This is a genomic window from Paraburkholderia sp. DD10, assembly GCF_049177125.1.
Classification (GTDB): domain Bacteria; phylum Pseudomonadota; class Gammaproteobacteria; order Burkholderiales; family Burkholderiaceae; genus Paraburkholderia; species Paraburkholderia terricola.
Genome location: NZ_CP185393.1, coordinates 3,848,835 through 3,871,380, shown reverse-complemented (window position 1 = coordinate 3,871,380; position 22,546 = coordinate 3,848,835). Strand labels below are relative to the sequence as shown.

Sequence of the window (22,546 nt, the reverse complement as noted above, 5' to 3'; positions counted from 1 at the left end):
CTCGCCGCACCGCGCGTCACACCGTCGCCAGTTCGCGCCCCACGCCGCCCTGAAACAATGCGGAAATCGCGTCCGTCGACAAAGGCTTCGCGAAGTAGAAGCCCTGCATTTCGTCGCACGCGCGCTCCTTCAGGAAATCGAGTTGCGCGGACGTCTCCACGCCTTCGGCGATCACCTGCAGCTTCAGTGAGTGCGCCAGCGCGATGATCGCCGACGTGATGGTTTCATCGTCGCCAGAAATGCCGATGTCCGATACGAACGAGCGGTCGATCTTCAGGCGGTCCACCGGAAAGCGCTTCAGATAGCTGAGGCTCGAATAGCCGGTGCCGAAGTCGTCGATGGCGAGACCGATGCCGAGCGCATGCAGTTCGTTGAGCATCGACACCGCCTCCTCGGCGTTGCGCATGATCGTGCTCTCGGTCAGTTCGAGTTCCAGATACCGCGGTTCGAGCCCGGTCTCGGCCAGCACCTGCATCACCAGCTTGGCGATGTCGCGCTGCTGGAACACCCGCGCGGACAGGTTCACCGATACGCGCGCCGGCGGCAAACCCTCATCCTGCCAGGCCTTGTTCTGGCGGCACGCCTCGCGCAACACCCACTCCGAAAGCGGCCCGATCAGCCCGCTTTCCTCCGCGACCGGAATGAACGACGACGGCGGCACCAGCCCCGCTTCGGGATCGCGCCAGCGCACCAGCGCTTCGGTGCCGACGATCTGTCCGCTCACGATGTCCACCTGCGGCTGATAGTGCAGCAGGAATTCGTTGTCGCGCAGCGCCCGGCGCAGACGCCGGTCGAGGTTCAGCCGCGCGCTCGCGCTCGCGTTCATCTCCGGCTGATAGAACTGGAACGTGTTGCGGCCCATGTCCTTCGCGCGATACATCGCGAGGTCGGCCTTCTTCATCAGCGTTTCGGCGTCGTCGCCGTCTTGCGGGAAGAGGCTCGCGCCCATGCTGCAACCCACGTACAGCTCGGTGCCGTCGAGCCACACCGGCTCGGAAATCGACGCGCGCACGCGCTCCATCCATGCGATCAGCGATTGCTCGTCGACCGTATCGGTCATCACGATCACGAACTCGTCGCCGCCGTGCCGCGCCACGGTGTCGCTCGTGCGCGTGCAGCGCGCGAGCCGTTCCGCGACCACGCTCAACAGACGGTCGCCGACGCTATGGCCGAGGCTGTCGTTGACGTTCTTGAAGCCGTCCAGATCCATGAACACGACGGCGACGCCCTTGTGCTGCCGCTGCGCGACGATCAACGCGTGCTGCAGACGGTCGCGCAGCAGGTTGCGATTGGGCAGCCGCGTGAGGCTGTCGTAGTTGGCCTGGTATTCGAGTTGTTCCTGATAGCGCATCAGGTCGGTCACGTCGTTGATCACGCCGATGTGATGCGTGATCACGCCTTCCGCGTTCGGCACCGGCGCGATGAACAGTTGATTCCAGAACAGCGCGCCGTCCTTGCGATAGTTGCGCACCACCGCGCTCACTTCGCGGTTCGCCGCGAGCGCCTGGCGAATCGAGGCGACGCCTTCCTGGTCGCGGTCGTCGCGCTGCAGCACGCGGCAATCCTGGCCGATCACTTCGGCGGGATCGTAACCGGTGATGCGCATGAACGCCGGATTCACGTATTCGATCAGATTGCCCGCCGGCGATGGCGCGGTGATCAGAATCGCGTTGACGCTGGCGTCGAGCGCGCGGCTTTGCAGACGCAACGCGAGATCGGCGCGCTTGCGCTCGGTAATGTCCGTATACGAACCGAGCACGCCGATCACGCGGCCGTCGCCGTCGGTGAACGGCAGCTTGCTCGTCATCGTGGTGCGATGCACGCCGCCGATCATCACGTCGACTTCGAAATTCATCTTCGGCACGCCGGTGCTCACCACCTCCTGGTCGTGCTGATTCAGCAGATCGGCGAACGCGCGCCACGGCATGTCGGCGTCGCTCTTGCCCACCACCTGCTCGGGATAGGCGAGCCCGGCATCGCGCGCGAACGCCATGTTGCAGCCGAGATAGCGCGATTGCTGATCCTTCCAGAAGATGCGCTGCGGAATGTTGTCGATCACCGTTTCGAGCATCTGGTTCGAACGCCGCGCTTCGGCCTCGGCGTTGATCTGCTCGGTGACGTCGTCGGCCAGCACGAAAAGCGCGGCGCGCCCCATGAAATTCAGCGCGTGATACGAAATGTCGGCGCTGATCGTGGAGCCGTCCTTGCGCCGGTGATGCCAGATGCCCGCCATCGTGCGGCCGTGCGACACCGCGTCGCTGCGCTGCAAGTGCGATTCGAGACGCGGGACTTCGCTGTCCGGCCGGATCGCGCGAATCGTCATGCGCAGGAATTCTGTTTCCGTGTAACCGTATTGCTGAATCGCGGCCGCGTTGACGGCGAGAAAGCGCAGCGTCTCGCGATCGAAGATATACATCGGCACCGGATGATCGTCGAACAGGCTGCGAAAGCGCTCGTCGTTGCGGCCGAGCGCGCGGACGCTGCGCAGCTTCTCGCGCGCGCTGTTTTCGCGTGCGCTGAACGTGAGAATCAACAGCGCGCTGCCGGCCAGCATCGTCACGATCAGCAGAAACGTCGCGCGCCGGGTTTCGCTCGCCGACGCCGCGAGCGACGCCTTCAACGCGCGGTTCTCCTCGCTGCGCAGGGCCGCCAGCGCGGCTTCGACGCGATCCAGCACGAGCCCGAGATGCGTATAGGCGGATGCCGCCCACGTGCGTGAGGTATCCGGTTCGGCGTGGGCGCTTTTGACGAGCGCGTCGTCGAGATCATGGCGCAGCGCCAGGCTGTCCGCGCTCAGCCTCGCCAGCGCGGCGAGCATGGCCGGCTCGCCGGCGAGTTCGGCACGCAGATCGCGCTCGAGACCGGCGAGCGTTGCGCTCAGCGCGGTGGCCGCATGCGCGGGCGCCGGCTCGCCCGATGCCTCGAAACGGCCCAGCGCCGCGAGTCCGCCGTCGAGCGCGGCCTGGTACGCGTCGAGGTTCTGGCGCACGTTCGTCGAACGCAGCATGCGTGCGTCGGCGTCGCGCTGGCCGCAAATCTGCGTATAGGCGACGAACGCATTCGCGCCGAGCGCGGCGGCGACGACCGCTATATTGATCAGCAGCCGCTTCGTGAGAAAAGGAGTCATGGGTTCCGAACGTCAATCGTTCTCTTGACGGGAGCGCGCGGCCGCTGCCGATGCGCCGCGGCGCATCGAGGCAAGTCCTTTTACGCGCCAACTCATGGATAACGGCAGCGTTCGGGACAGGTTGAGGGGGGTGAGTGAAAAAAATCGCGGGGGGTGCCTGGCTGGCCGGCCTAGCCGGCCGCGCCTAGCCGGCCGCACCGAATTCCTTCATCGCGGGGACGAAGTCGTGATTGGCTTCCGGCTTGCGCGACAATTTGGCGAGCACGTAGCGCTTGAATGGCGCGAGGGCGGCCCACTGGGCGACGCTCGGCGCGGCGAGACCGGCCAGCCCCGCTTGCTGCGCGACGCCTTCCGGCACGCTGTCGATGCGGCGCCAGGCCGGTGACTCCTCGGGCGTGAACCATTCCGGCTCGACGTTCGCGTGAGTGCGCAGCATCTCGAACAGCGCGTGATCGAAGTTCGGCTCGATTTCCGCGTCTTCCTCCACCGGGAAACGCGCCAGCAATTTGCGGTCCTCGAGCGGCAGCAACTGCCACTGCGCGAGCGTGATGCGCAGGCCGAAACGGTCGAGATTGAACCGCACCGACATGGGGATATACGTGAAATTCTCCGAGGACTCGACCTCGAAGTTGAACAGCAGCGGTGCTTCGTTGAGTCCCATGACAAGTTCCTCTTGGATGACGGGCAACGCGCAAGCCCGGCTTGGGGTATTTTAGAACCTTATTCGCGTAAAGGCGGCGCGGCTTCAAGCCGTCGCTACCCTTGGCGGCGCGGGGCGGGCAGAGGCCGCAAGCGCGCAGGCGCGCGGCATGGCAAAGGAGTGAACCAGCTTGAACGATATGGAAACAGCCGGACAGCCGGGCGCGGTCGAGCGCCAGGTGCGCCGGCATCGCGGCGCGGCGGTCGAAACCGTTACCGATCACATCGGTCAGGAATGGCCGGTGGCGCTCGTCTTCAATGGCATTTCGCACGCGGTGATGATGTGCACGCCCTGCGATCTCGAAGCGTTCGCGGTCGGCTTCGCGATTTCGGAAGGCATCGTCGGGCGCGGCAGCGATATTCAGGACATCGAGGTCGAATTGCACGACGACGGCGAATTGCCGCATGCCGAAGTGCAATTGCAGGTCGTGCAGCAGGCGTTCGTCGCGCTGAAGGAAAAGCGCCGCGCGCTGGCCGGGCGCACCGGCTGCGGCGTGTGCGGAATCGAAAGCATCGATCTGCTGGATCTGCAACCTGAGCGGGTGCCCGATACCGGCTTTCTGCAACGGCTCGCGCCGGATGCGATTGCTCGCGCCGCGCGCGAATTGCCCGAGCACCAGGCGCTGACGCGGCTGACCGGCGGCCTGCACGCCGCCGCATGGTGCGACGCGGCAGGCGCGATCCGCTACGCGTTCGAGGACGTCGGCCGTCACAACGCGCTCGACAAACTGATCGGCCGGCTCGTGCTCGATCGCGTGGACACACAAGACGGGTTCGTGTTTCTGTCGAGCCGCGCGAGCTACGAGTTGGTGCGCAAGGCCGCTCGCGTCGGCGTGCCGATGCTCGCCACCATCTCGGCGCCGTCGTCGCTCGCGATTGCGATTGCGCGCAAGGCGGGCGTGCGGCTCGTCAGCTTCTGCCGCGAAACGAGCTACGTCGACTACGACACGTTGCAGCCGGCGCAGTCGTGAGCCGCGCCGCCGGCTCTCGCCTGCACGCGCGAGGGTTCAATCGAACTGCCGGAAGTCCGGCTTGCGCTTCTCGAAGAACGCTTTCAACGCCTCACGCGCTTCCGGCGCCAGCAGCATCTTGCCGAAGTGCACGGCTTCGTCGGTGATCTGGGTTTGCACGTCGTGGTGGCTCGCGCGCTTCATCAAGCTCTTCGTCACACGCAACGACGAGGCCGGCAACGCGGCCAGTTTAGCGGCCTGCGAAGCCGCGAACGCGTCGACTTCGGCGGCGGGCAGCAGACGATTCACGAAGCCCATGCGTTGCGCTTCGCGCGCGTCGAAGGCTTCGCCCAGCAGCAGCTTTTCCGCCGCCGCCTGATAGCCGGCGACACGCTGCAACAGAAGGCTCGACGCCGCTTCCGGACATAACCCGAGTTGTGCGAACGGCAGCGAAAAGCTCGCCGTGTCCGCCGCATAGACCAGATCGCAGTGCAGCAGCAGCGTCGTGCCGATGCCGACCGCCGGCCCCGCCACCGACGCCACCACCGGCTTTTCCGCCGAACTGATCGCGCGCAGGAACCGGAACACCGGCGCGTCCTCGCCCGCCGGCGGCGCCTTCATGAAGTCCTCGAGATCGTTGCCGGCGCTGAAAATGCCCGCGCTGCCGCGAATCAGAATGACCCGCACCGCGGCATCGCCTTGCGCTTCGACGAACGCGTCGGCCATCGTCTGATACATCGCGGCCGTAATCGCGTTCTTCTTGTCGGGCCGGTTGAAGGCAATCGTGAGCACGCCGTCGGCACGCCCGATCAGAATATCCATCGTCATCTCCTCGTAGTCCTGCTGCGAATGTGAAAAACGGTTCGCAAGCCACGCAGCCTGCGAACCGTTCCGTTCATTACGGTCTTGATCGAGCCGATCTTACAGGCGCTCGATGATGCCCGCCGCGCCCATGCCGGTGCCGACGCACATCGTCACCATGCCGTACTTGTAGTTGCGGCGGCGCAGGCCATGCACGACCGTCGACGCCCGAATCGCGCCCGTCGCCCCAAGCGGATGACCCAAGGCGATTGCGCCGCCGAGCGGGTTGATCTTCGACGGATCGAGGCCGAGATCCTGAATCACCGCCAGTGATTGCGCGGCGAACGCTTCGTTCAGCTCGATCCAGTCGAGGTCGTCCTGCTTGAGACCCGCGGCCTTCAGCGCGGCCGGAATCGCTTCCTTCGGACCGATGCCCATGATTTCCGGCGGCACGCCGCGCACGGCGAAACTGACGAAGCGCGCCAGCGGCGTGAGATTGAACTGCTTGAGGATCTTTTCCGACACGACGATCAACGCGCCCGCGCCGTCCGAGGTTTGCGAGCTATTGCCCGCCGTCACCGAACCCTTGTTCGCGAACACCGTGCGCAGTTTGGCGAGACCTTCGAGCGACGTGTCCGCGCGCGGGCCTTCGTCGAGCGACGCTTCGCGCGTTTTCACGCGCACTTCGCCGCTGGCGAGATCGGGGAAACGCTCGGTGATCGTGTACGCGGCGATTTCGTCGTTGAATTCGCCGGCCTGCTGCGCGGCGATCGCGCGACGGTGCGATTCGACCGAGAACGCGTCCTGCGCCTCGCGGCTGATCTTCCAGCGCTCGGCGACCTTTTCGGCGGTAAGACCCATGCCGTAGGCAATGCCCACGTCCTCGTTGCGATCGAAGATATGCGGCGACAGCGACGGCTTGTTGCCCATCATCGGCACCATGCTCATCGACTCGCAGCCGCCCGCGACCATCGCGTCCGATTCGCCGACGCGAATGCGGTCGGCCGCCATCGCGAGCGCGGTCAGGCCCGACGCGCAGAAACGGTTCACCGTCACGCCGCCGACGGTGTTCGGCAGGCCGGCCAGCAACGCGCCGATCCGCGCGACGTTGAGCCCTTGTTCCGCTTCGGGAATCGCGCAGCCGACGATCGCGTCCTCGATCACGCTCGTGTCGAGGCCGGGCACTTGCGCCACGGCCGATCTGATCGCGTGCACGAGCAGTTCGTCCGGGCGCGTGTTCCTGAACATGCCGCGCGGCGCTTTACCGATCGGCGTGCGGCTCGCGGCGACGATGTAGGCGTCTTGCAATTGCTTCGTCATTTAAAGCTCCTTTGTCGACAGGAGTTAGCGCTTCAGCGCTTACTCCTGTCCCATGCAGTTCTATCGCGGTCGACGGAAGTTAGCGCTTTAGCGCTTACTTCCGTCCCATGCGGTTCTATCGCGGTCGACGGGAGTTGGCGCTTTAGCGCTTACTTCCGTCCCATGCAGTTTTATCGCGGTCGACAGGAGTTAGCGCTTTAGCGCTTACTTCCGTCCCATGCAGTTCTATCGCGGTCGGCAGGAGTTAGCACTTCAGCGCTGCCTCCGGTCGCATGCAGTCGTATCCCACTCGCTCAGTTACGCACCGGCTTGCCGGTTTGCAACATGCCCATGATCCGTTCCTGCGTCTTTTGCGTGCCGAGCAGATCGACGAACGCGCGACGTTCGAGTTGCAGCAGCCATTCCTCGTCGACCAGGCTGCCCGCTTCGACGTCGCCGCCGCACACCGCTTCCGCGATGCGGCTCGCGATCAGGAAATCGTGCTCGCTGATGAAGCGGCCGTCGCGCATGTTGACGAGCGATGCCTTGATGGTCGAGATCGCCGAGCGCCCCGCGACCGGCACTTGCGTGACGCGCAGCGGCGGACGGTAACCGGCCGCCGATAACGCGCGCGCCTCCTTCTTCGCGACGTCGAGCAGTTCGAAGACGTTGAAGACGATCGTGTCCGACGGCTTCAGATAGCCCATCGCGCGCGCGTCGAGCGCGGAGGCCGAGACCTTCGCCATCGCCGCGTTTTCGAACGATTTCTGCACGAACTTCAGCAGGTCGTTGGTCGCGCCCACTTGCGTCGCGGCTTCCGCCGCGCGCAGCGCCGCTTCCTTCAGGCCGCCGCCAGCAGGCACGAGGCCCACGCCGACTTCCACCAGGCCGATATAGCTTTCGATGTGCGCGACACGCTTCGCGCTATGCAGCACCAGTTCGCAGCCGCCGCCGAGCGCGATGCCCGACACCGCCGAGATGACCGGCACGCTCGCGTACTTCACGCGCAGCATGCCTTGCTGGAATTTCTTCACGAACGGCTCGATGCCCTTGGCGCCGCCCATCATGAACGCGGGCATCGCTTCTTCAAGGTTCGCGCCGGCGGAGAACGGGCCGCCCGGCGTGCCGAGTTTCAGCGACGTCGGCTGCCATACGACGAGACCCTTGTAGTCCTTTTCGGCGAGTTCAATTGCCTGCGTCAGACCGTCGATCACCGACGGTCCGATCGTGTTCATCTTGCTTTTGAACGACACGATCAGCACGTCGTTCTCGCCCGCGCGGTCGTCGACCCATGCGCGCACCGCATCGGTTTCGAACAGCGTCTTGCCGTAGGTCTTCGGATCAGCCAAGGTTTCGCCGACCAGCGGCGCGCGGAACACCTGCTTGTCGTACACCGACAGGGAAGAACGCGGCACGAACGTCTTCGAAGCCGGCGACCACGAACCTTCGTTCGCATGCACGCCGCCCTTTTCCGCGACCGGACCGTCCAGCACCCACGACGGCAACGGCGCATCCGACAGCGCCTTGCCGGCGGCGATGTCCTCCTGCACCCACTCGGCGACCTGCTTCCAGCCGGCTGTCTGCCAGCCTTCGAACGGGCCTTCGTTCCAGCCGAAGCCCCAACGGATCGCGAGATCGACGTCGCGCGCGTTGTCGGCGATCGATTCCAGATGCACGCCGATGTAGTGGAATACGTCACGGAAGATCGACCACAGGAATTGCGCCTGCGGATGTTCCGATTCGCGCAAGAGCTTCAGACGCTCCGCCGGCGGACGCTTCAGAATGCGGCCGACCAGTTCGTCCGCTTTCGCGCCGCCGTCGACGTACTCGCCCGTTTTCGGGTCGAGCACCTTGATGGCCCTGCCTTCCTTTTTATAGAAGCCGCCGCCGGTTTTCTGGCCGAGCGCGCCCTTCTTCACCAGTTCGGCCAGCACGGCGGGCGTTTCGTAGACCGGGAAGAACGGATCGTCCTTCAGGTTGTCCTGCATCGTCTTGATGACGTGCGCCATCGTGTCGAGACCGACCACGTCGGCGGTGCGAAACGTGGCGGACTTCGCGCGGCCGAGGCGCGCGCCCGTCAGGTCGTCCACCTCGTCGAAACGCAGGCCGAACTTCGCGGCTTCGGTCATCACCGCGAGGATCGAGAAAATGCCGACGCGGTTGGCGATGAAGTTCGGCGTGTCCTTGGCGCGCACGACGCCCTTGCCGACCACGCTCGTCAGGAACGATTCGAGTTGATCGAGGATTTCCGGGCGCGTCGTCGCGGTGGGAATCAGTTCGACCAGGTGCATGTAGCGCGGCGGATTGAAGAAGTGCACGCCGCAGAAGCGCGCCTTCAGTTCGTCCGCGAAACCTTGCGAGAGTTCGGTGATCGACAGGCCCGACGTGTTGGTCGCGAAGATCGCATTCGGCGCGATGTGCGGCGAGACCTTCTTGTACAGGTCGTGCTTCCAGTCCATGCGTTCGGCGATCGCTTCGATCACGAGGTCGCACTCTTCGAGTTTGGCGATATCGTCGTCGTAGTTGGCGGGCTGGATGTATTGCGCGTCGTCCTTCACGCCGAACGGCGCGGGCGACAGCTTCTTCAGATTTTCGATCGCCTTCAGGGCGATCGCGTTCTTCGGGCCTTCTTTTGCGGGCAGGTCGAACAGCAGCACGGGCACCTTGGCGTTGATCAGGTGCGCGGCGATCTGCGCGCCCATCACGCCGGCGCCGAGCACGGCTACCTTGCGAATGATCAGATTGCTCACGTCGTTCCTCCGGGGAGTTATGCGGTGTCGCGAATGTGTTTCGTCGCTTCGCGATGTGTGGCTGGCGGAGCGCCACGCTTGCATAGCGCGGCGCTTGCCGTGATGTGGGCTTAGAACAGCGCTTCGTCGACTTCCATCAGCGACTTCGAACCCGCGCGCGCCTGACGGATCGTCATTGCGGTTTCGGGCAGCAGCTTCGCGAAGTAAAAGCGTGCGGTGGCGAGCTTCGCCTTGTAGAACGGATCGCCGGATGCCTGCTTGTCCAGCGCGACGCGCGCCATGCGCGCCCAGAAGTACGCGAACACGAGATGGCCGACGGTGCGCAGATACGGCACGGCGGCCGCCCCGACTTCGTCCGGGTTCTGCATCGCCTTCATGCCGATTTCCATCGTCAGCTTCTGCACCTTTTCGCCGATGTCGGCGAGCGGGTTGATGAACTCCTGCATTTCCGGCTTCACGCCTTCCGCTTCGACGAATTCCGACACCAGCTTGCCGAACTTCTTCATCTTCGCGCCCATGTCGCCGAGGATCTTGCGGCCCAGCAGGTCCAGCGCCTGGATCGCGTTGGTGCCTTCGTAGATCATGTTGATGCGCGCATCGCGCACGTACTGCTCCATGCCCCACTCCGCGATGAAGCCGTGGCCGCCGTAGATCTGCATCGCGTGATTGGTGCTTTCGAACGCGTTGTCCGACAGAAACGCTTTCAGGATCGGCGTGAGCAGCGCGACGAGATCCGCGGCTTCCTTGCGCACCGCTTCGTCGCCGTGCGACAGCTCCTTGTCGATATGCAGCGCGGACCAGTACGAGAAGGCGCGCGCGGCTTCGGCGTAGGCCTTTTGCGTGAGCAGCATGCGGCGCACGTCCGGGTGGACGATGATCGGATCGGCGGCTTTTTCCGGCGCCTTCGGGCCGCTCAGCGAACGCATTTGCAGACGTTCTTTCGCATACGTCAGCGAGTTCTGATACGCGACTTCGGTCAGGCCCAGGCTCTGCATGCCGACCCCCAGACGCGCCGCGTTCATCATTACGAACATCGCGTTCAAGCCCTTGTTCGGCTCGCCGACCAGCCAGCCCTTCGCGTTGTCGAGATTGATCACGCAGGTCGCGTTGCCGTGAATGCCCATCTTGTGCTCGATGGAACCGCACTTCACGCCGTTGCGCTCGCCCGGCGCGCCCGCTTCGTTCGGGATGAACTTCGGCACGATGAAAAGCGAAATGCCCTTGGTGCCCGTGGGCGCATCCGGCAGACGCGCGAGCACCAGGTGAACGATGTTCTCGGCGAGATCGTGTTCGCCGCTGGAGATGAAAATCTTCGTGCCGCTGATCGCGTACGAGCCGTCGCTGTTCGGCTCGGCCTTGGTGCGCAGGATGCCGAGATCGGTGCCGCAATGCGGTTCGGTCAGACACATCGTGCCGGTCCAGACGCCCGCGACCAGCTTCGGCAGATAGCGCTGCTGCAACTCCGGCGTGCCGTGCGCGTGCAGACATTCGTATGCGCCGTGCGAAAGGCCGGGATACATCGTCCAGGCCTGGTTGGCCGAGTTCAGCATTTCATACAGCGCGTTGTTGACGAACGCGGGCAAACCCTGGCCGCCGTATTCAGGATCGCAGCCCAGTGCGGGCCAGCCCGCTTCCACGTACTGTCGATAAGCTTCCTTGAAGCCCTTCGGCGTGGTCACGACGCCGTCGCCGACATACGTGCAGCCTTCCTGATCGCCGCTGTGATTGAGCCGGAACAGCACTTCGGAGCAGAACTTGCCGGCTTCTTCGAGCACCGCGTTGATCGTGTCGGCATCGAGATCCGCGTGCTTCGGCATCTGCTTGATTTCGGCTTCGACGTTGAGCAGTTCGTGCAACACGAATTGCATGTCGCGCAGCGGCGCGGCGTACTGTCCCATGACTCTCTCCAAAGTTTGACAAGAAGCCAGGCTGTTAGCTGAGTCCGTGGTCGGATTCCGCGCCGCTGAATCCGCTGGGTCCGGTGGGTCCCGTCTGTCGGTTCGGCGGCGCTGCTAACGGCTTTCGCTTTGATACGAAACAATCAGTTTTTCCAGCGCGGCCCACGTGAGACGCACAGCGTCCGGCAAGTGCAGGAAGCGCGCGTCGTGATGCAGACCGAGCGTGAAGCTATACAGTTCGAACAGCATGAGCTGCGGATCGGTATCGGCACGCAGATGCCCTTCTTCCACCGCCTGCGAAATCGCGCGAGTGAGCGCCGCACGCCACATCGTCACGCTCGACACCAGTTGCTCGCGCACCGGGTTGTCCGCGCGGTCGTCGTATTCGACCGCGCCGCTGATGTAGATGCAGCCGGTCGTGACTTCCTGAATGCGCTTCTCGATCCAGCGGGAAATCATGGCGCGCAAGCGCGGCAAGCCACGCGGCTCGCGCAGGCTCGGGAAAAACACCTCGTCTTCGAAACGACGGTGATATTCGCGCACGACTTCGACCTGCAAATCCTCGCGCGACCCGAAATGCGCGAACACACCGCTTTTGCTCATCTGCATGCGCTCGGCCAGAAGCCCAATCGTCAGACCTTCGAGTCCGTCGCGGCTTGCCAGATCGAGTGCTGCTTCGAGAATCGCGGCTCGTGTTTGTTCGCCTTTTCGCATAGCTTCCCTACCGTTCTAATGTGACCGAAATAAAATCGAACGGCCGTACTATTATTGTGTGCGGCCGTCCGCGAAACAAGGACTTTATTAGAAACCGGTTTCTAACCTGGCTTCAATTCTGCGGCATCCGTCAATCAGTGGAATGAGATTTTTTAGAGGCGTTTGTCTTTTATTCTGTGCCGAACGGCTTGCAATGAAGGAAGGAGGGTGAGGCGGTCGGCAGACGCGGCGCTAATCGTACCCGCCTACCGTCAGCAGCTTCATCACTGCGCGGTAGGTCGTATAAGCGAGCCAGTTGAGCACGCGCTCGCCGGCCGGACGCGCGTCGTAACGTGCCTCGTCAATCCGGCGCGAATCCCTGAACGCGACGAGGATCGCTTCGCGCAAAGCCTCGATCGACGGATCGTTCACCAGCACCACGTTGGCTTCGTTGTTGAGCATCAGGCTCAACGCGTCGAGGTTCGACGACCCGACCGTTCCCCAGTTGGAATCCACCACGGCGACCTTGCCGTGCAGCATGGTCTTCTCGTACTCGGCGATCTGCACACCGGCCTTGAGCAACGCGCGGTACAGAAACGGCACCGCGTAATCGAGCGCCTTGAACTCCTTACGCCCGATGATGAGCTTTACCTCGACGCCGCGCCGCGCCGCCAGCACCAGCGCGCGCCGCAGCTTGCGCCCCGGCATGAAGTACGGATTGGCGAGCAGCACTTCGCTGCGCGCCTGGCCGATCGCGGTGAGATACGCCTTCTCGATGGCGCGGCGGTTGATCAGGTTGTCGCGCGCGACGAAGGCCACGCACGGTTGGCCGCCGGCCCACAGTGCCTCGTTACGGCGACGGCGGCGCCGGCGCAGACTGCCGAGCGACGCAGTGGTCTTGGGCCCGAGATCGGGCTCCAGGGATTCGATCGGACGATGCCCGAGGCGAATCCGCCGCCATTGCAGTTCGAACGCCTGACGGACGTCCGCGACCACCGGCCCGTGCAATTCGACCGCGAAGTCCCAGCGGCGGTAAGGCAGCGTTACGCCGTTGTTCTCGTAATCGTCGACGATGTTGATGCCGCCGCAATACGCGTACTGATCGTCGATCACCGCCAGCTTGCGGTGCGTGCGCGAAAAGCCGAAGCGGCCGAACAGATGCGGGTTGTAGATCCGATGGTCGATGCCGGCAACCGGCCACTCGTTGAACATCGGCAGCCGCGCGGTGCCGATGCCGTCGGTGATCGCGCGCACCTTCACGCCGCGCGAAGCCGCGCGCAGCAGCGCCGCGCTGACGGCCTGGCCGGCGTTGTCATCGCAGAAGATGTAGGTTTCCAGAACCACGTCGTCGCGCGCCGCGTCGATCCGTTCGACCAGTGCGGCGAAGAACTCGTCGCCGGAACGCAGCAGCTTGACGTCGTTGCCGCTCGTGAAGCGGTAGCGTTGCCAATAGCGGCGGCCGAGCAGCGATTGCCGCAGTCGAGCGAAACGGCGCGCGCCGCCGACGCTCACCGGCCGCGCTCCTTGGAGCGCCCATCAATGGGCGTGTCCGGCCGCTCACCAGACAGCGCGTCGAGCGAAGCATCGAGCCGCCGCCGGGCTTCGAGCCTGCTGGGCAACTGCAAGATCGCATCCGCATTCGACGACGAAAAACAGCGCGACGCCGCCTCCTCATACGGCAGCCACAGAAACGCCGTATGCTCGCGCGGCGCGAGCGTCACCTCTAGCTGCTCGGGCACCTCCACACTGAACCAATGCTCGGTGTTGTGGATCACGCCTTCGGCATAACGATGCCGGAACTCCGGGTAGATCTCGTATTCGATCGAATACTGCCAATCGAATAACGCGCTCGTCGGCACCAGCTTGCTGCCGACCACGATGCCGGTCTCTTCCGCGACCTCACGCGCCGCCGTCTCGATGAGCGGCTCGTCGAGCTGGTCTTTGGAACCCGTCACCGACTGCCAGAAACCCGCGTGGTCGGCGCGCTCGATCAGCAGCACGTCGAGCGAGGGCGTATGGATGATGACGAGCACGGATTGCGGAATCTTCGGCGGTTTCGGCATGGCGTGAAAACTGGGCGCAACGCTTGCGCGCTACATGTCGGCGAATGGTGCAGTGAGCGGTCGAAAGCCGTTGCATCGACTGTAACGCAAAAAACGAAAAAGGCGCATGGCGCCTTTTTCGTTTCGCTTTTTCATCCACCTCGGGCTGTCGTTTTCAGACAGCTTCGGCTTATGCCTTCGGTTCCGGCGTACGCAGACGGATATGCAACTCGCGCAACTGACGCTCGTCCACTTCGCTCGGCGCCTGCGTGAGCAGGCACTGCGCGCGTTGCGTTTTCGGGAATGCGATCACGTCGCGGATCGAATCGGCGCCGGCCATCATCGTGACGATGCGGTCGAGACCGAATGCGATACCGCCGTGCGGCGGCGCGCCGTATTGCAGCGCGTCCAGCAGGAAGCCGAACTTGGCTTGCGCCTCTTCCGCGCCGATCTTGAGCGCGCGGAACACCTGGCTCTGCACTTCCTCGCGATGGATACGCACCGACCCGCCGCCGATTTCCCAGCCGTTCAGCACCATGTCGTAGGCTTTCGCGAGGCAACGCGCCGGGTCCGTTTCCAGATACTCGAGATGCTCGTCCTTCGGGCTCGTGAACGGGTGATGCGCGGCGACGTAGCGGTTGTCTTCCTCGTCGTACTCGAACATCGGGAAGTCCACCACCCACAGCGGCTTCCAGCCCGACTCGACGAGACCGTTGGCCTTGCCGAATTCCGAATGACCGATTTTCAGACGCAACGCGCCCAGGCTGTCGTTCACCACCTTCGCGCGATCCGCCGCGAAGAAAATGATGTCGCCGTCTTGCGCGCCGGTGCGCTCGATGATGGCCTTGACCGCTTCGTCATGCAGGTTCTTGACGATCGGGCTTTGCAGACCGTCACGGCCCTTCGCCACTTCGTTGACCTTGATCCACGCGAGGCCCTTCGCGCCGTAGATGCGCACGAATTCCGTGTAGCTGTCGATATCGCCACGCGTGAGTTCACCGCCCTTCGGCACGCGGATCGCCGCGACGCGGCCGTCTTTGGTGTTGGCCGGCGTGCTGAACACCTTGAAGTCGACGTCGCGCACCGCATCGGTCAGGTCCGTGAATTCGAGCTTCACGCGCAGGTCCGGCTTGTCCGAGCCGAAGCGGCGCATCGCTTCCGAATACAGCATGACCGGGAATTTCACGTCCAGCGAGACACCGATCGTTTCCTTGAAGACGTGACGGATCATCGCCTCGAACAGGTCGCGAATTTCCTGTTCCGAGAGGAACGAGGTTTCGCAGTCGATCTGCGTGAATTCCGGCTGGCGGTCGGCGCGCAGGTCTTCGTCGCGGAAGCACTTGACGATCTGGTAGTAGCGGTCGAAGTTCGCCACCATCAAAAGCTGCTTGAACAGTTGCGGCGACTGCGGCAGCGCGAAGAACTGGCCCGGGTTGGTGCGCGACGGCACGAGGTAGTCGCGCGCGCCTTCCGGCGTGCTCTTGGTGAGCATCGGCGTTTCGATGTCGATGAAGCCTTGCGCGTCGAGATACTTGCGCACCTCAATCGCGACGCGATAACGCAGACGCAGGTTGTGCTGCATCTGCGGACGGCGCAGGTCGAGCACGCGATGCGTGAGACGCGTGGTTTCCGACAGGTTGTCGTCGTCGAGCTGGAACGGCGGCGTGATGGACGGGTTCAGCACGATCAGTTCGTGACACAGCACTTCGATCTTGCCGCTCTTGAGCGCGGCATTCGTCGTGCCTTCCGGACGGCTGCGCACCACGCCCTTGATCTGCAGACAGAATTCGTTGCGCACGCCTTCGGCCGCCTTGAACATCTCAGCGCGGTCCGGGTCGCAAACGACCTGGACGAGGCCTTCACGGTCGCGCAGGTCGATGAAGATGACGCCGCCGTGATCGCGGCGGCGGCTTACCCAGCCGCACAGCGAGACGGATTGGCCCAGCAGTTCTTCGGTCACCAGACCGCAGTATTCAGATCTCATCGACATGATGTTTGTCTTTCGTTTTGCATTGGTTGAACGGCGCGCCGCAGTTGGACCCTGCGTGAAACGCTGCGCGCCGGCATTACAGCGGAGGCTCGACTGTCGTGCGGCGCATCGGCGCCGGCGGCGCGGACGGCGCCACGACGCCCATCGAGACGATGTACTTGAGCGCGGCGTCGACCGTCATGTCGAGTTCGATCACTTCGCTCTTGGGCACCATCAGGAAGAAGCCGGACGTTGGATTCGGCGTGGTCGGCACATACACGCTGACGTGATCTTCTTTCAGGTGATTGGCCACGTCGCCGCCCGGAATGCCGGTCAGAAACGCGATCGTATAGGAGCCGCGGCGCGGATACTCGATCAGCAGAGCCTTGCGAAACGCGTTGCCGCTGCTCGACAGCAAGGTGTCCGACACCTGCTTGACGCTGGTGTAGATCGGCCCGACCACCGGAATGTGGGCGACCACGACTTCCCACCACTTCACGAGCTTCTGCCCGACGAAGTTTTGCGTCAACAAGCCGACGACAAAGATGAACGCCAGCGTGAGCACCGCGCCCAGGCCGGGCAGGCGAAAGCCGAATATGCGCTCGGGCTGCCACGCGCGCGGCAGGAGCAACAGCGTCTGGTCCATCGTGCCGATGATCAGGCCGAGCACCCACAGTGTGATAGCCAGAGGCACCAGCACCAGCAGGCCAGTCAGGAACACCGATTTGAGCGTCGTTTTTTTCGTCGTCATGTGTACCGCCAGAAAGCCGCGCGAGCCGGTAAACGGCGCGCGGCGTGTGCGCCGCTCGTTTGAGCGGCAGTCCCGCTAGGCGCTGCCGGCACCGCTCGTGGCGGCCGGTGCAGCAGCTGGCGCGGCAGGCGTTGCAGCCACGCTCGATGAACCGGCTGCGGCCGCGCCGTTGGCCGAAGCCGTGTCGGATTTGGCGCCGCCGCCATTCGCGGCTGCAGCGCTTTCTCCCGAGCCGCCATTCGAAGCGGCATTCGCGTCGGGTTTGGCAGGCGCGCCCGCGCCGCTATTGCCGCCGCGGAAATCGGTGACGTACCAGCCGGAGCCCTTCAACTGAAAGCCGGCCGCAGTCACCTGCTTGCGAAAGCTGTCTTTCCCGCATTCGGGACATTGCGTCAACTGGGGGTCGCTCATCTTCTGAAGCACGTCCTTCCCGAAGCCGCATGATTCGCAACGATAAGCGTAGATCGGCATGATCTTTTCCCTACTGAAATCTTGTAAACGCTTGCAAAGCCTTGAATTATAGCCGCAAACGATCTCCCCTCCCCGGATTTCGGGGCGGGCGATCGACGCGGCCGCCGTTGCGGCAGATGGGGGCGGCGGCCGCCGAATCAAGTGCGGTCCGAGCCGTTTTGGAGCCGTGCCGCGCCGCGCGAAAACGTTGACCGAGCCGCGCCGGAGTGCGGCGCGGCAGCCCTCAAGCCAGCCGACGCCAAGTGAGCCAGCGCTCACGTCCCGCAAAGACGGGAATCGAATCGTTCACGGCTTCATCTTCGATCAGTTCGAAATTGGGCGTGAGCAGTGCGTCCAACTCGTTACGCTCGATGCCGAACGGCGGTCCTTTCGGCGTCGATCCGATAAAGAAGAAACCGGCCAGCAGCGCGCCCGCAGGCAACAGTTCCGCTACCCGCTGCGCATAGTCGGCGCGGCGCGACGGCGGCAACGCGCACAGGAATGCGCGCTCGTAGATCCATGCGGGCGAAAACGGCGGCTCATAGACGAAGAAATCCGCCTGTTCGACGAGGTGCGCATGCTTGCCCAACTGCTCATGCGCGGCTGCGACCGCAGCGTGCGAAAAATCGATCGCCCGCACCGGGTTGCCGTGCTCGGCCAGCCAGAGCGCTTCGTAGGCGCTGCCGCAACCAGGGATCAGCACGGCCGCGCCGCTGTGACGAGCCGCGAACGACTGAAACGCGGACGGCACGCCACCTTGATCCCACGGTGTGTGGTGACGCTCGAAGCGCTCGTCCCAGAACTCCGGCGAGTTGGGGTCGCGGCTTGCAAAGTCGGGCGCGGAGGGTTGCGTTGGGTCGCTCATGGAATGCTCGCCTGAATGTAGACCTGGACCTGGATCGGCCTCAACCGCCGTAAGCGAAAGCCAGAAACGCCCGCGCCAACACTGCGCCGACACCGACCGCCACGCCGAATAGCAGCAAGCCTTGCAGCAACCGGTTCGTGCGTTTCTGCTCGAGCAGAATCTGGCGAATCATGTCGTCGTTCATGCCGCGACCGTGGTCGTGACGCTCAGCGAGCACGTGATGGATCAGGCGCGGCAACTGCGGCAGCGTCTTGCTCCACTGCGGCGCCTCGATTTTCAGGCGCTCGTACCAGCCGCGCAGACCAATCTGCTCGTTCATCCAGCGTTCGAGATAGGGCTTCGCGGTCTTCCACAGATCCAGTTCAGGATCGAGCGAGCGGCCGAGCCCTTCCACGTTCAGCATGGTTTTTTGCAGCAGCACCAGTTGCGGCTGAATCTCGACGTTGAAGCGGCGCGAGGTCGAGAACAGCCGCATCAGCACCTGGCCCAGCGAAATATCTTTCAGCGCGCGGTCGAAATACGGCTCGCAGACCGCGCGGATCGCGCTTTCGAGTTCCTCGACGCGGGTGGTGGGCGGCACCCAGCCCGACTCCAGGTGCAAGGTGGCGACGCGATGATAGTCGCGCTTGAAGAACGCGAGGAAGTTCTGTGCCAGATAGTTCTTATCGAAGTCCGACAGCGCGCCGATGATGCCGAAATCGAGCGCGATATAGCGGCCGAAATGCACAGGGTCGAGGCTCACCTGAATGTTGCCGGGGTGCATGTCGGCATGGAAAAAACCGTCGCGGAACACTTGAGTGAAGAAAATTTCCACGCCCTCGCGCGCCAGCTTCGGGATATCGACGCCCGCCCCACGCAGCGTTTCCACCTGGCTGATCGGCACGCCGACCATGCGCTCCATCACCAGCACTGTGGGCGTACAGAACTCCCAGTACATCTCCGGCACCAACAGCAGATCGAGCCCGGCGAAATTGCGCCGCAGTTGGCTGCCGTTGGCCGCCTCGCGCATCAGGTCGAGTTCGTCGTGCAGATATTTATCGAATTCCGCCACCACCTCACGCGGCTTGAGGCGCTTGCCGTCCGCCCACAGGCGCTCGGCCCAGACAGCGATGTCGCGCAGCAACGCGAGGTCGGAGTCGATGACCGGCAGCATGTTCGGCCGCAGCACCTTCACCGCAACCGCCTTGCCCGCATGCTGGCCGGCCTTCACCTTGGCGAAATGCACCTGCGCGATCGACGCGCTCGCCACCGGCACCCGCTCGAAGTCGTCGAACAGCACGTCGACCGGTGCGCCCAGCGACTTTTCCACCAGCCCGATCGCGACCGTCGAATCGAACGGCGGCACCTGATCCTGAAGCTTGGCGAGTTCGTTGGCGATATCGACCGGCAGCAGGTCGCGCCGGGTGGACAACACCTGACCGAACTTGACGAAGATCGGCCCCAGGCTTTCCAGCGCGAGCCGCAAACGCACGCCGGGCGGCGCATCGAACTTGCGGCCGATGGTGGTGATGCGCAGAAGCAGACGCACGCGCCGGTCGTTGATGCGCCCGAGCATCATCTCATCGAGACCGAATCGGATAACCGTGAAAAAAATCTTGAGGAAACGCAGAAAACGCATGGTTGTGCCCAGTGACTAGCGCGTGCCGCGCGACGTGGCGGCGCCGCCTGGCGCATCTGCGCCGCGGGCTTCGACCTTCTGTTGAAGACGCTCGATGCGCTTTTCCACACGCGCCAGGGCATCGCGCGCGCGCGCCAGTTCGACATTGAAGTCTTCCAGCGCAACGCGGCGCACCAGTTGCGGGTTCTCGTCGAGCAGATATTCGGCGGCCGTGTCGAGCAGATTGCGCCCGGTGCGCTGCACGTGTTGGCCGACCGAGCGCACGACCGAGGCAACCCGCCATGCAGGACCGTCGCCGATTAGCCTGGCAAGATCTTCTTCGGGCTCCCAGCGCAGATGCTCGGCGAGTTTGGCTATCACCTGCGCGAACTCCGCGTCGCCTTCGATCTTCACGTGCTTCATCACGGCGGCCTGGCCGCCTTGCACGAAGGCCGGCAATGCATCGGACGGCACCGAAATGGTCACATCGAACCGTTGCGCCTCGGTTTCGCCGACCGCACTCAGATAACCATCCGGCTGCACCAGCAACATCAGCACGACTGGCGCGCACGTCAGCCTGGCGGTTTTGCCCGCGTAGGGGGCGAGGCGCTCACGAGCCCACGATTCGCGGGCGAGCAGATGATTGACAGCAGCAGCGAAAGGCTTGGCGGCGAGGGTCATTGAAAGTGGCAAGAAAAAACCCGCGCGGGCGAGGTGCCCACGCGGGTTCCTATTGTAACGTCCGTTCGCTTCGCGGCTCGCTATGCCAAACGGCCAACGCTTTGTGCAAAGTCAGGGCTAAGCCCTACCGCTTCGGCTCTTCCCTGCTCGCGCCTCAGTGCTGCGCAACCTGCTGGATGCCGGCCAGCAGCCAGCCTTCGCCGGCCCGGTTCGACTTCGACAGGTTCCAGACTTCGACGAACGGTTCCGCCGCCGCACCCGGTGCCTCGCGAATCAAGCCGGAGAAGCGCACGCTGGCGAAGTACTCGTTCGCGCGCTCCTCAACGCCGAGCAGTTCGGCGTTCAGCTGCACCACGTCGGTCTGATTGGGCTCTGCACCGCGCGAAGACAGATCGACCCTCACTTCAGCGAACATTTCGGGCGTGGTGAACTCGCGGATGTCGTCCATGTTGCCGACGTCCCATGCGGCTTGCAGCCGCACGAAATACACCTTGGCGTTGCGCAGGAACGCTTCCGAATCGAAGCCGGCCGGCACGGCGGGCACAGCGTTGATGGACGGCGTGGTCAACGGATTGCCTTGCGGTTCGAGGTACGAGCCGGTGGGCGGTGCGGTGTAACGCGGTTCCTGCGAGTAGCCGGTGCCGCCCGAATTGAGAGTCGGCGCGCCGCCCGCGTAGGCCGGGTGCGCCGCATCGCGCTTGCGACCCATGAAGCGGCGGATCAACCAGATGGCGATCATCGCGATCAAGGCAATCACGATGATGTTGGCCATGGCGCTGGCGAACGCACCGCCCAGACCGAAGTACGACAGCAACGCCGCGATGCCGAGACCGGCGGCCAGACCGGCGATCGGCCCGAGCCAGCGCGACCGGTTGGGCTGCGGGGCCGGCGCCGCAGGCGCGGGGGCCGGCTGGGCACGCTGCGTAGCCTGATTGGTCGGTGAAGGTTGGGTCGGCGCCGCCTGCTGTTGCTGAACGGTATTCGACTGACGGCCGATGCTGCGGCTGCCGCCCATGCGGCGAGCTTCCGCGTCGAGCGAGGCGAGCGAGCCGGCCATGATCAGACCGACCATTGCGATCAGTCCGATTCTTCTCACCAACGACCTCGACACCTTACGGGGAGATGACACACCTGAATCGGACATTTTCGTACTTTCCTTTAAAAATCGATGGGTTAGGAACCCTAGTATTTGGTCCCCACATGTAAAGCTACCACGCCAGCTGACAAATTGTAATATTTGACGCCATCGAGGCCCGCTTGTTCCATCATTGTTTTCAAGGTTTCCTGGTCCGGGTGCATCCGGATCGACTCGGCGAGATAGCGGTAGCTCTCGGCGTCCTTCGCGAAGCGGTCGCCGAGCCACGGCAACACTCTGAACGAATAGACGTCGTAGACCTTCTTGAGCGGGTCCCATACCTTCGAGAATTCCAGCACCAGCAGACGGCCCGCCGGCTTCAACACGCGGCGCATTTCCGCCAGCGCGACATCCTTATGCGTCATGTTGCGCAAGCCGAATGCCACGGTCACCACGTCGAAGTAATTGTCCGGAAAGGGGATTTTTTCGGCGTCGCAGAGCAGCGCCGGCGTGATCACGCCCTTGTCCAGCAGGCGGTCGCGGCCCACCCGCAGCATCGATTCATTGATGTCGGTGTGCCACACCTCGCCCGTGTCGCCCGCCTGCTTCGCGAACGCCTTGGACAGATCGCCCGTGCCGCCCGCAATGTCGAGCACCTTGAAACCCGGCCGCACGTTGGCCTGGGCGATCGTGAACATCTTCCACGCCCGGTGCAATCCGCCCGACATCAGGTCGTTCATCAGGTCGTAGTTAGCGGCAACCGAGTGGAATACGCCCGCCACCTTCTGCGCCTTTTCCTGTTCGTCGACCGATTGAAAGCCGAAGTGGGTTTTGCTCATCGCGCTCGTCCTTTCGCGTATTCTGAAATGTTGCGCCGCATCAGTGCGGCGATGGGGCGA

At 63.8% G+C, this 22,546-nt stretch carries 18 protein-coding genes; 1 reads left to right on the top strand and 17 read right to left on the bottom strand.

Annotated features, from left to right (window positions below):
* Positions 1–16: 16 nt before the first annotated feature.
* Together ACOCG7_RS32900 and ACOCG7_RS32895 are read right to left on the bottom strand one after the other, a co-directional pair.
* Positions 17–3,127: an EAL domain-containing protein gene (locus tag ACOCG7_RS32900; RefSeq protein ID WP_083084624.1), complete on the bottom strand. Its 3,111-nt coding sequence runs from the start codon at positions 3,125–3,127 to the stop codon at positions 17–19.
* Positions 3,128–3,311: 184 nt separating this feature from the next.
* On the bottom strand, positions 3,312–3,788 hold the full coding sequence (locus ACOCG7_RS32895; RefSeq protein WP_073428271.1) for a nitrate reductase associated protein: 477 nt from the start codon (positions 3,786–3,788) through the stop codon (positions 3,312–3,314).
* A gap of 178 nt (positions 3,789–3,966) precedes the next feature.
* On the opposite strand from ACOCG7_RS32895, the gene fdhD reads away from it, so the two are divergent.
* Positions 3,967–4,797: a formate dehydrogenase accessory sulfurtransferase FdhD gene (gene fdhD, locus ACOCG7_RS32890; protein ID WP_421380613.1), complete on the top strand. Its 831-nt coding sequence runs from the start codon at positions 3,967–3,969 to the stop codon at positions 4,795–4,797.
* A gap of 36 nt (positions 4,798–4,833) precedes the next feature.
* Here fdhD and ACOCG7_RS32885 read toward each other — a convergent pair whose 3' ends face one another.
* The 15 genes from ACOCG7_RS32885 to ubiE form a co-directional block, all read right to left on the bottom strand.
* Positions 4,834–5,604 (bottom strand): enoyl-CoA hydratase, encoded by a 771-nt coding sequence (locus ACOCG7_RS32885; RefSeq protein ID WP_114161873.1) that lies wholly within the window; start codon positions 5,602–5,604, stop codon positions 4,834–4,836.
* Between the two features lie 93 nt (positions 5,605–5,697).
* Positions 5,698–6,897, bottom strand: a complete 1,200-nt coding sequence (locus tag ACOCG7_RS32880; RefSeq protein ID WP_114161872.1) for an acetyl-CoA C-acyltransferase — start codon at positions 6,895–6,897, stop codon at positions 5,698–5,700.
* A 293-nt stretch (positions 6,898–7,190) separates the two neighbouring features.
* Positions 7,191–9,626: a 3-hydroxyacyl-CoA dehydrogenase/enoyl-CoA hydratase family protein gene (locus tag ACOCG7_RS32875; RefSeq protein ID WP_114161871.1), complete on the bottom strand. Its 2,436-nt coding sequence runs from the start codon at positions 9,624–9,626 to the stop codon at positions 7,191–7,193.
* Between the two features lie 110 nt (positions 9,627–9,736).
* Positions 9,737–11,524: an acyl-CoA dehydrogenase C-terminal domain-containing protein gene (locus ACOCG7_RS32870; RefSeq protein ID WP_114161870.1), complete on the bottom strand. Its 1,788-nt coding sequence runs from the start codon at positions 11,522–11,524 to the stop codon at positions 9,737–9,739.
* 114 nt (positions 11,525–11,638) lie between these two features.
* Complete coding sequence (locus ACOCG7_RS32865) at positions 11,639–12,238, bottom strand: TetR/AcrR family transcriptional regulator (protein WP_073428277.1); 600 nt, start codon at positions 12,236–12,238, stop codon at positions 11,639–11,641.
* A 231-nt stretch (positions 12,239–12,469) separates the two neighbouring features.
* Complete coding sequence (gene clsB / locus ACOCG7_RS32860; RefSeq protein ID WP_073428278.1) at positions 12,470–13,729, bottom strand: cardiolipin synthase ClsB; 1,260 nt, start codon at positions 13,727–13,729, stop codon at positions 12,470–12,472.
* Complete coding sequence (nudB, locus tag ACOCG7_RS32855; protein WP_114161869.1) at positions 13,726–14,280, bottom strand: dihydroneopterin triphosphate diphosphatase; 555 nt, start codon at positions 14,278–14,280, stop codon at positions 13,726–13,728. The genes clsB and nudB overlap by 4 nt, the downstream gene beginning before the upstream one ends.
* A gap of 169 nt (positions 14,281–14,449) precedes the next feature.
* A complete protein-coding gene (gene aspS / locus ACOCG7_RS32850) occupies positions 14,450–16,249 on the bottom strand; it encodes an aspartate--tRNA ligase (RefSeq protein ID WP_114161868.1) in 1,800 nt (599 codons plus the stop codon).
* A gap of 76 nt (positions 16,250–16,325) precedes the next feature.
* Complete coding sequence (locus ACOCG7_RS32845; protein ID WP_073428281.1) at positions 16,326–16,979, bottom strand: DUF502 domain-containing protein; 654 nt, start codon at positions 16,977–16,979, stop codon at positions 16,326–16,328.
* Between the two features lie 75 nt (positions 16,980–17,054).
* Positions 17,055–17,450, bottom strand: coding sequence for an FmdB family zinc ribbon protein (locus ACOCG7_RS32840; RefSeq protein ID WP_083084632.1), 396 nt, complete (start codon positions 17,448–17,450; stop codon positions 17,055–17,057).
* Between the two features lie 223 nt (positions 17,451–17,673).
* The gene (locus tag ACOCG7_RS32835) at positions 17,674–18,294 is read right to left on the bottom strand and encodes a thiopurine S-methyltransferase (RefSeq protein ID WP_073428283.1); all 621 of its coding nucleotides are present in this window, start codon (positions 18,292–18,294) and stop codon (positions 17,674–17,676) included.
* Between the two features lie 40 nt (positions 18,295–18,334).
* Positions 18,335–19,912 carry a ubiquinone biosynthesis regulatory protein kinase UbiB gene (gene ubiB / locus ACOCG7_RS32830; RefSeq protein ID WP_073428284.1) on the bottom strand — a complete coding sequence of 526 codons (1,578 nt, stop codon included), beginning with the start codon at positions 19,910–19,912 and terminating at the stop codon, positions 18,335–18,337.
* Positions 19,913–19,927: 15 nt separating this feature from the next.
* Positions 19,928–20,572 (bottom strand): ubiquinone biosynthesis accessory factor UbiJ, encoded by a 645-nt coding sequence (locus tag ACOCG7_RS32825; RefSeq protein ID WP_114161867.1) that lies wholly within the window; start codon positions 20,570–20,572, stop codon positions 19,928–19,930.
* Positions 20,573–20,726: 154 nt separating this feature from the next.
* On the bottom strand, positions 20,727–21,716 hold the full coding sequence (locus tag ACOCG7_RS32820; RefSeq protein ID WP_114161866.1) for a Tim44 domain-containing protein: 990 nt from the start codon (positions 21,714–21,716) through the stop codon (positions 20,727–20,729).
* 38 nt (positions 21,717–21,754) lie between these two features.
* A complete protein-coding gene (gene ubiE, locus ACOCG7_RS32815) occupies positions 21,755–22,486 on the bottom strand; it encodes a bifunctional demethylmenaquinone methyltransferase/2-methoxy-6-polyprenyl-1,4-benzoquinol methylase UbiE (RefSeq protein WP_073428287.1) in 732 nt (243 codons plus the stop codon).
* Between the last annotated feature and the right edge of the window lie 60 nt (positions 22,487–22,546).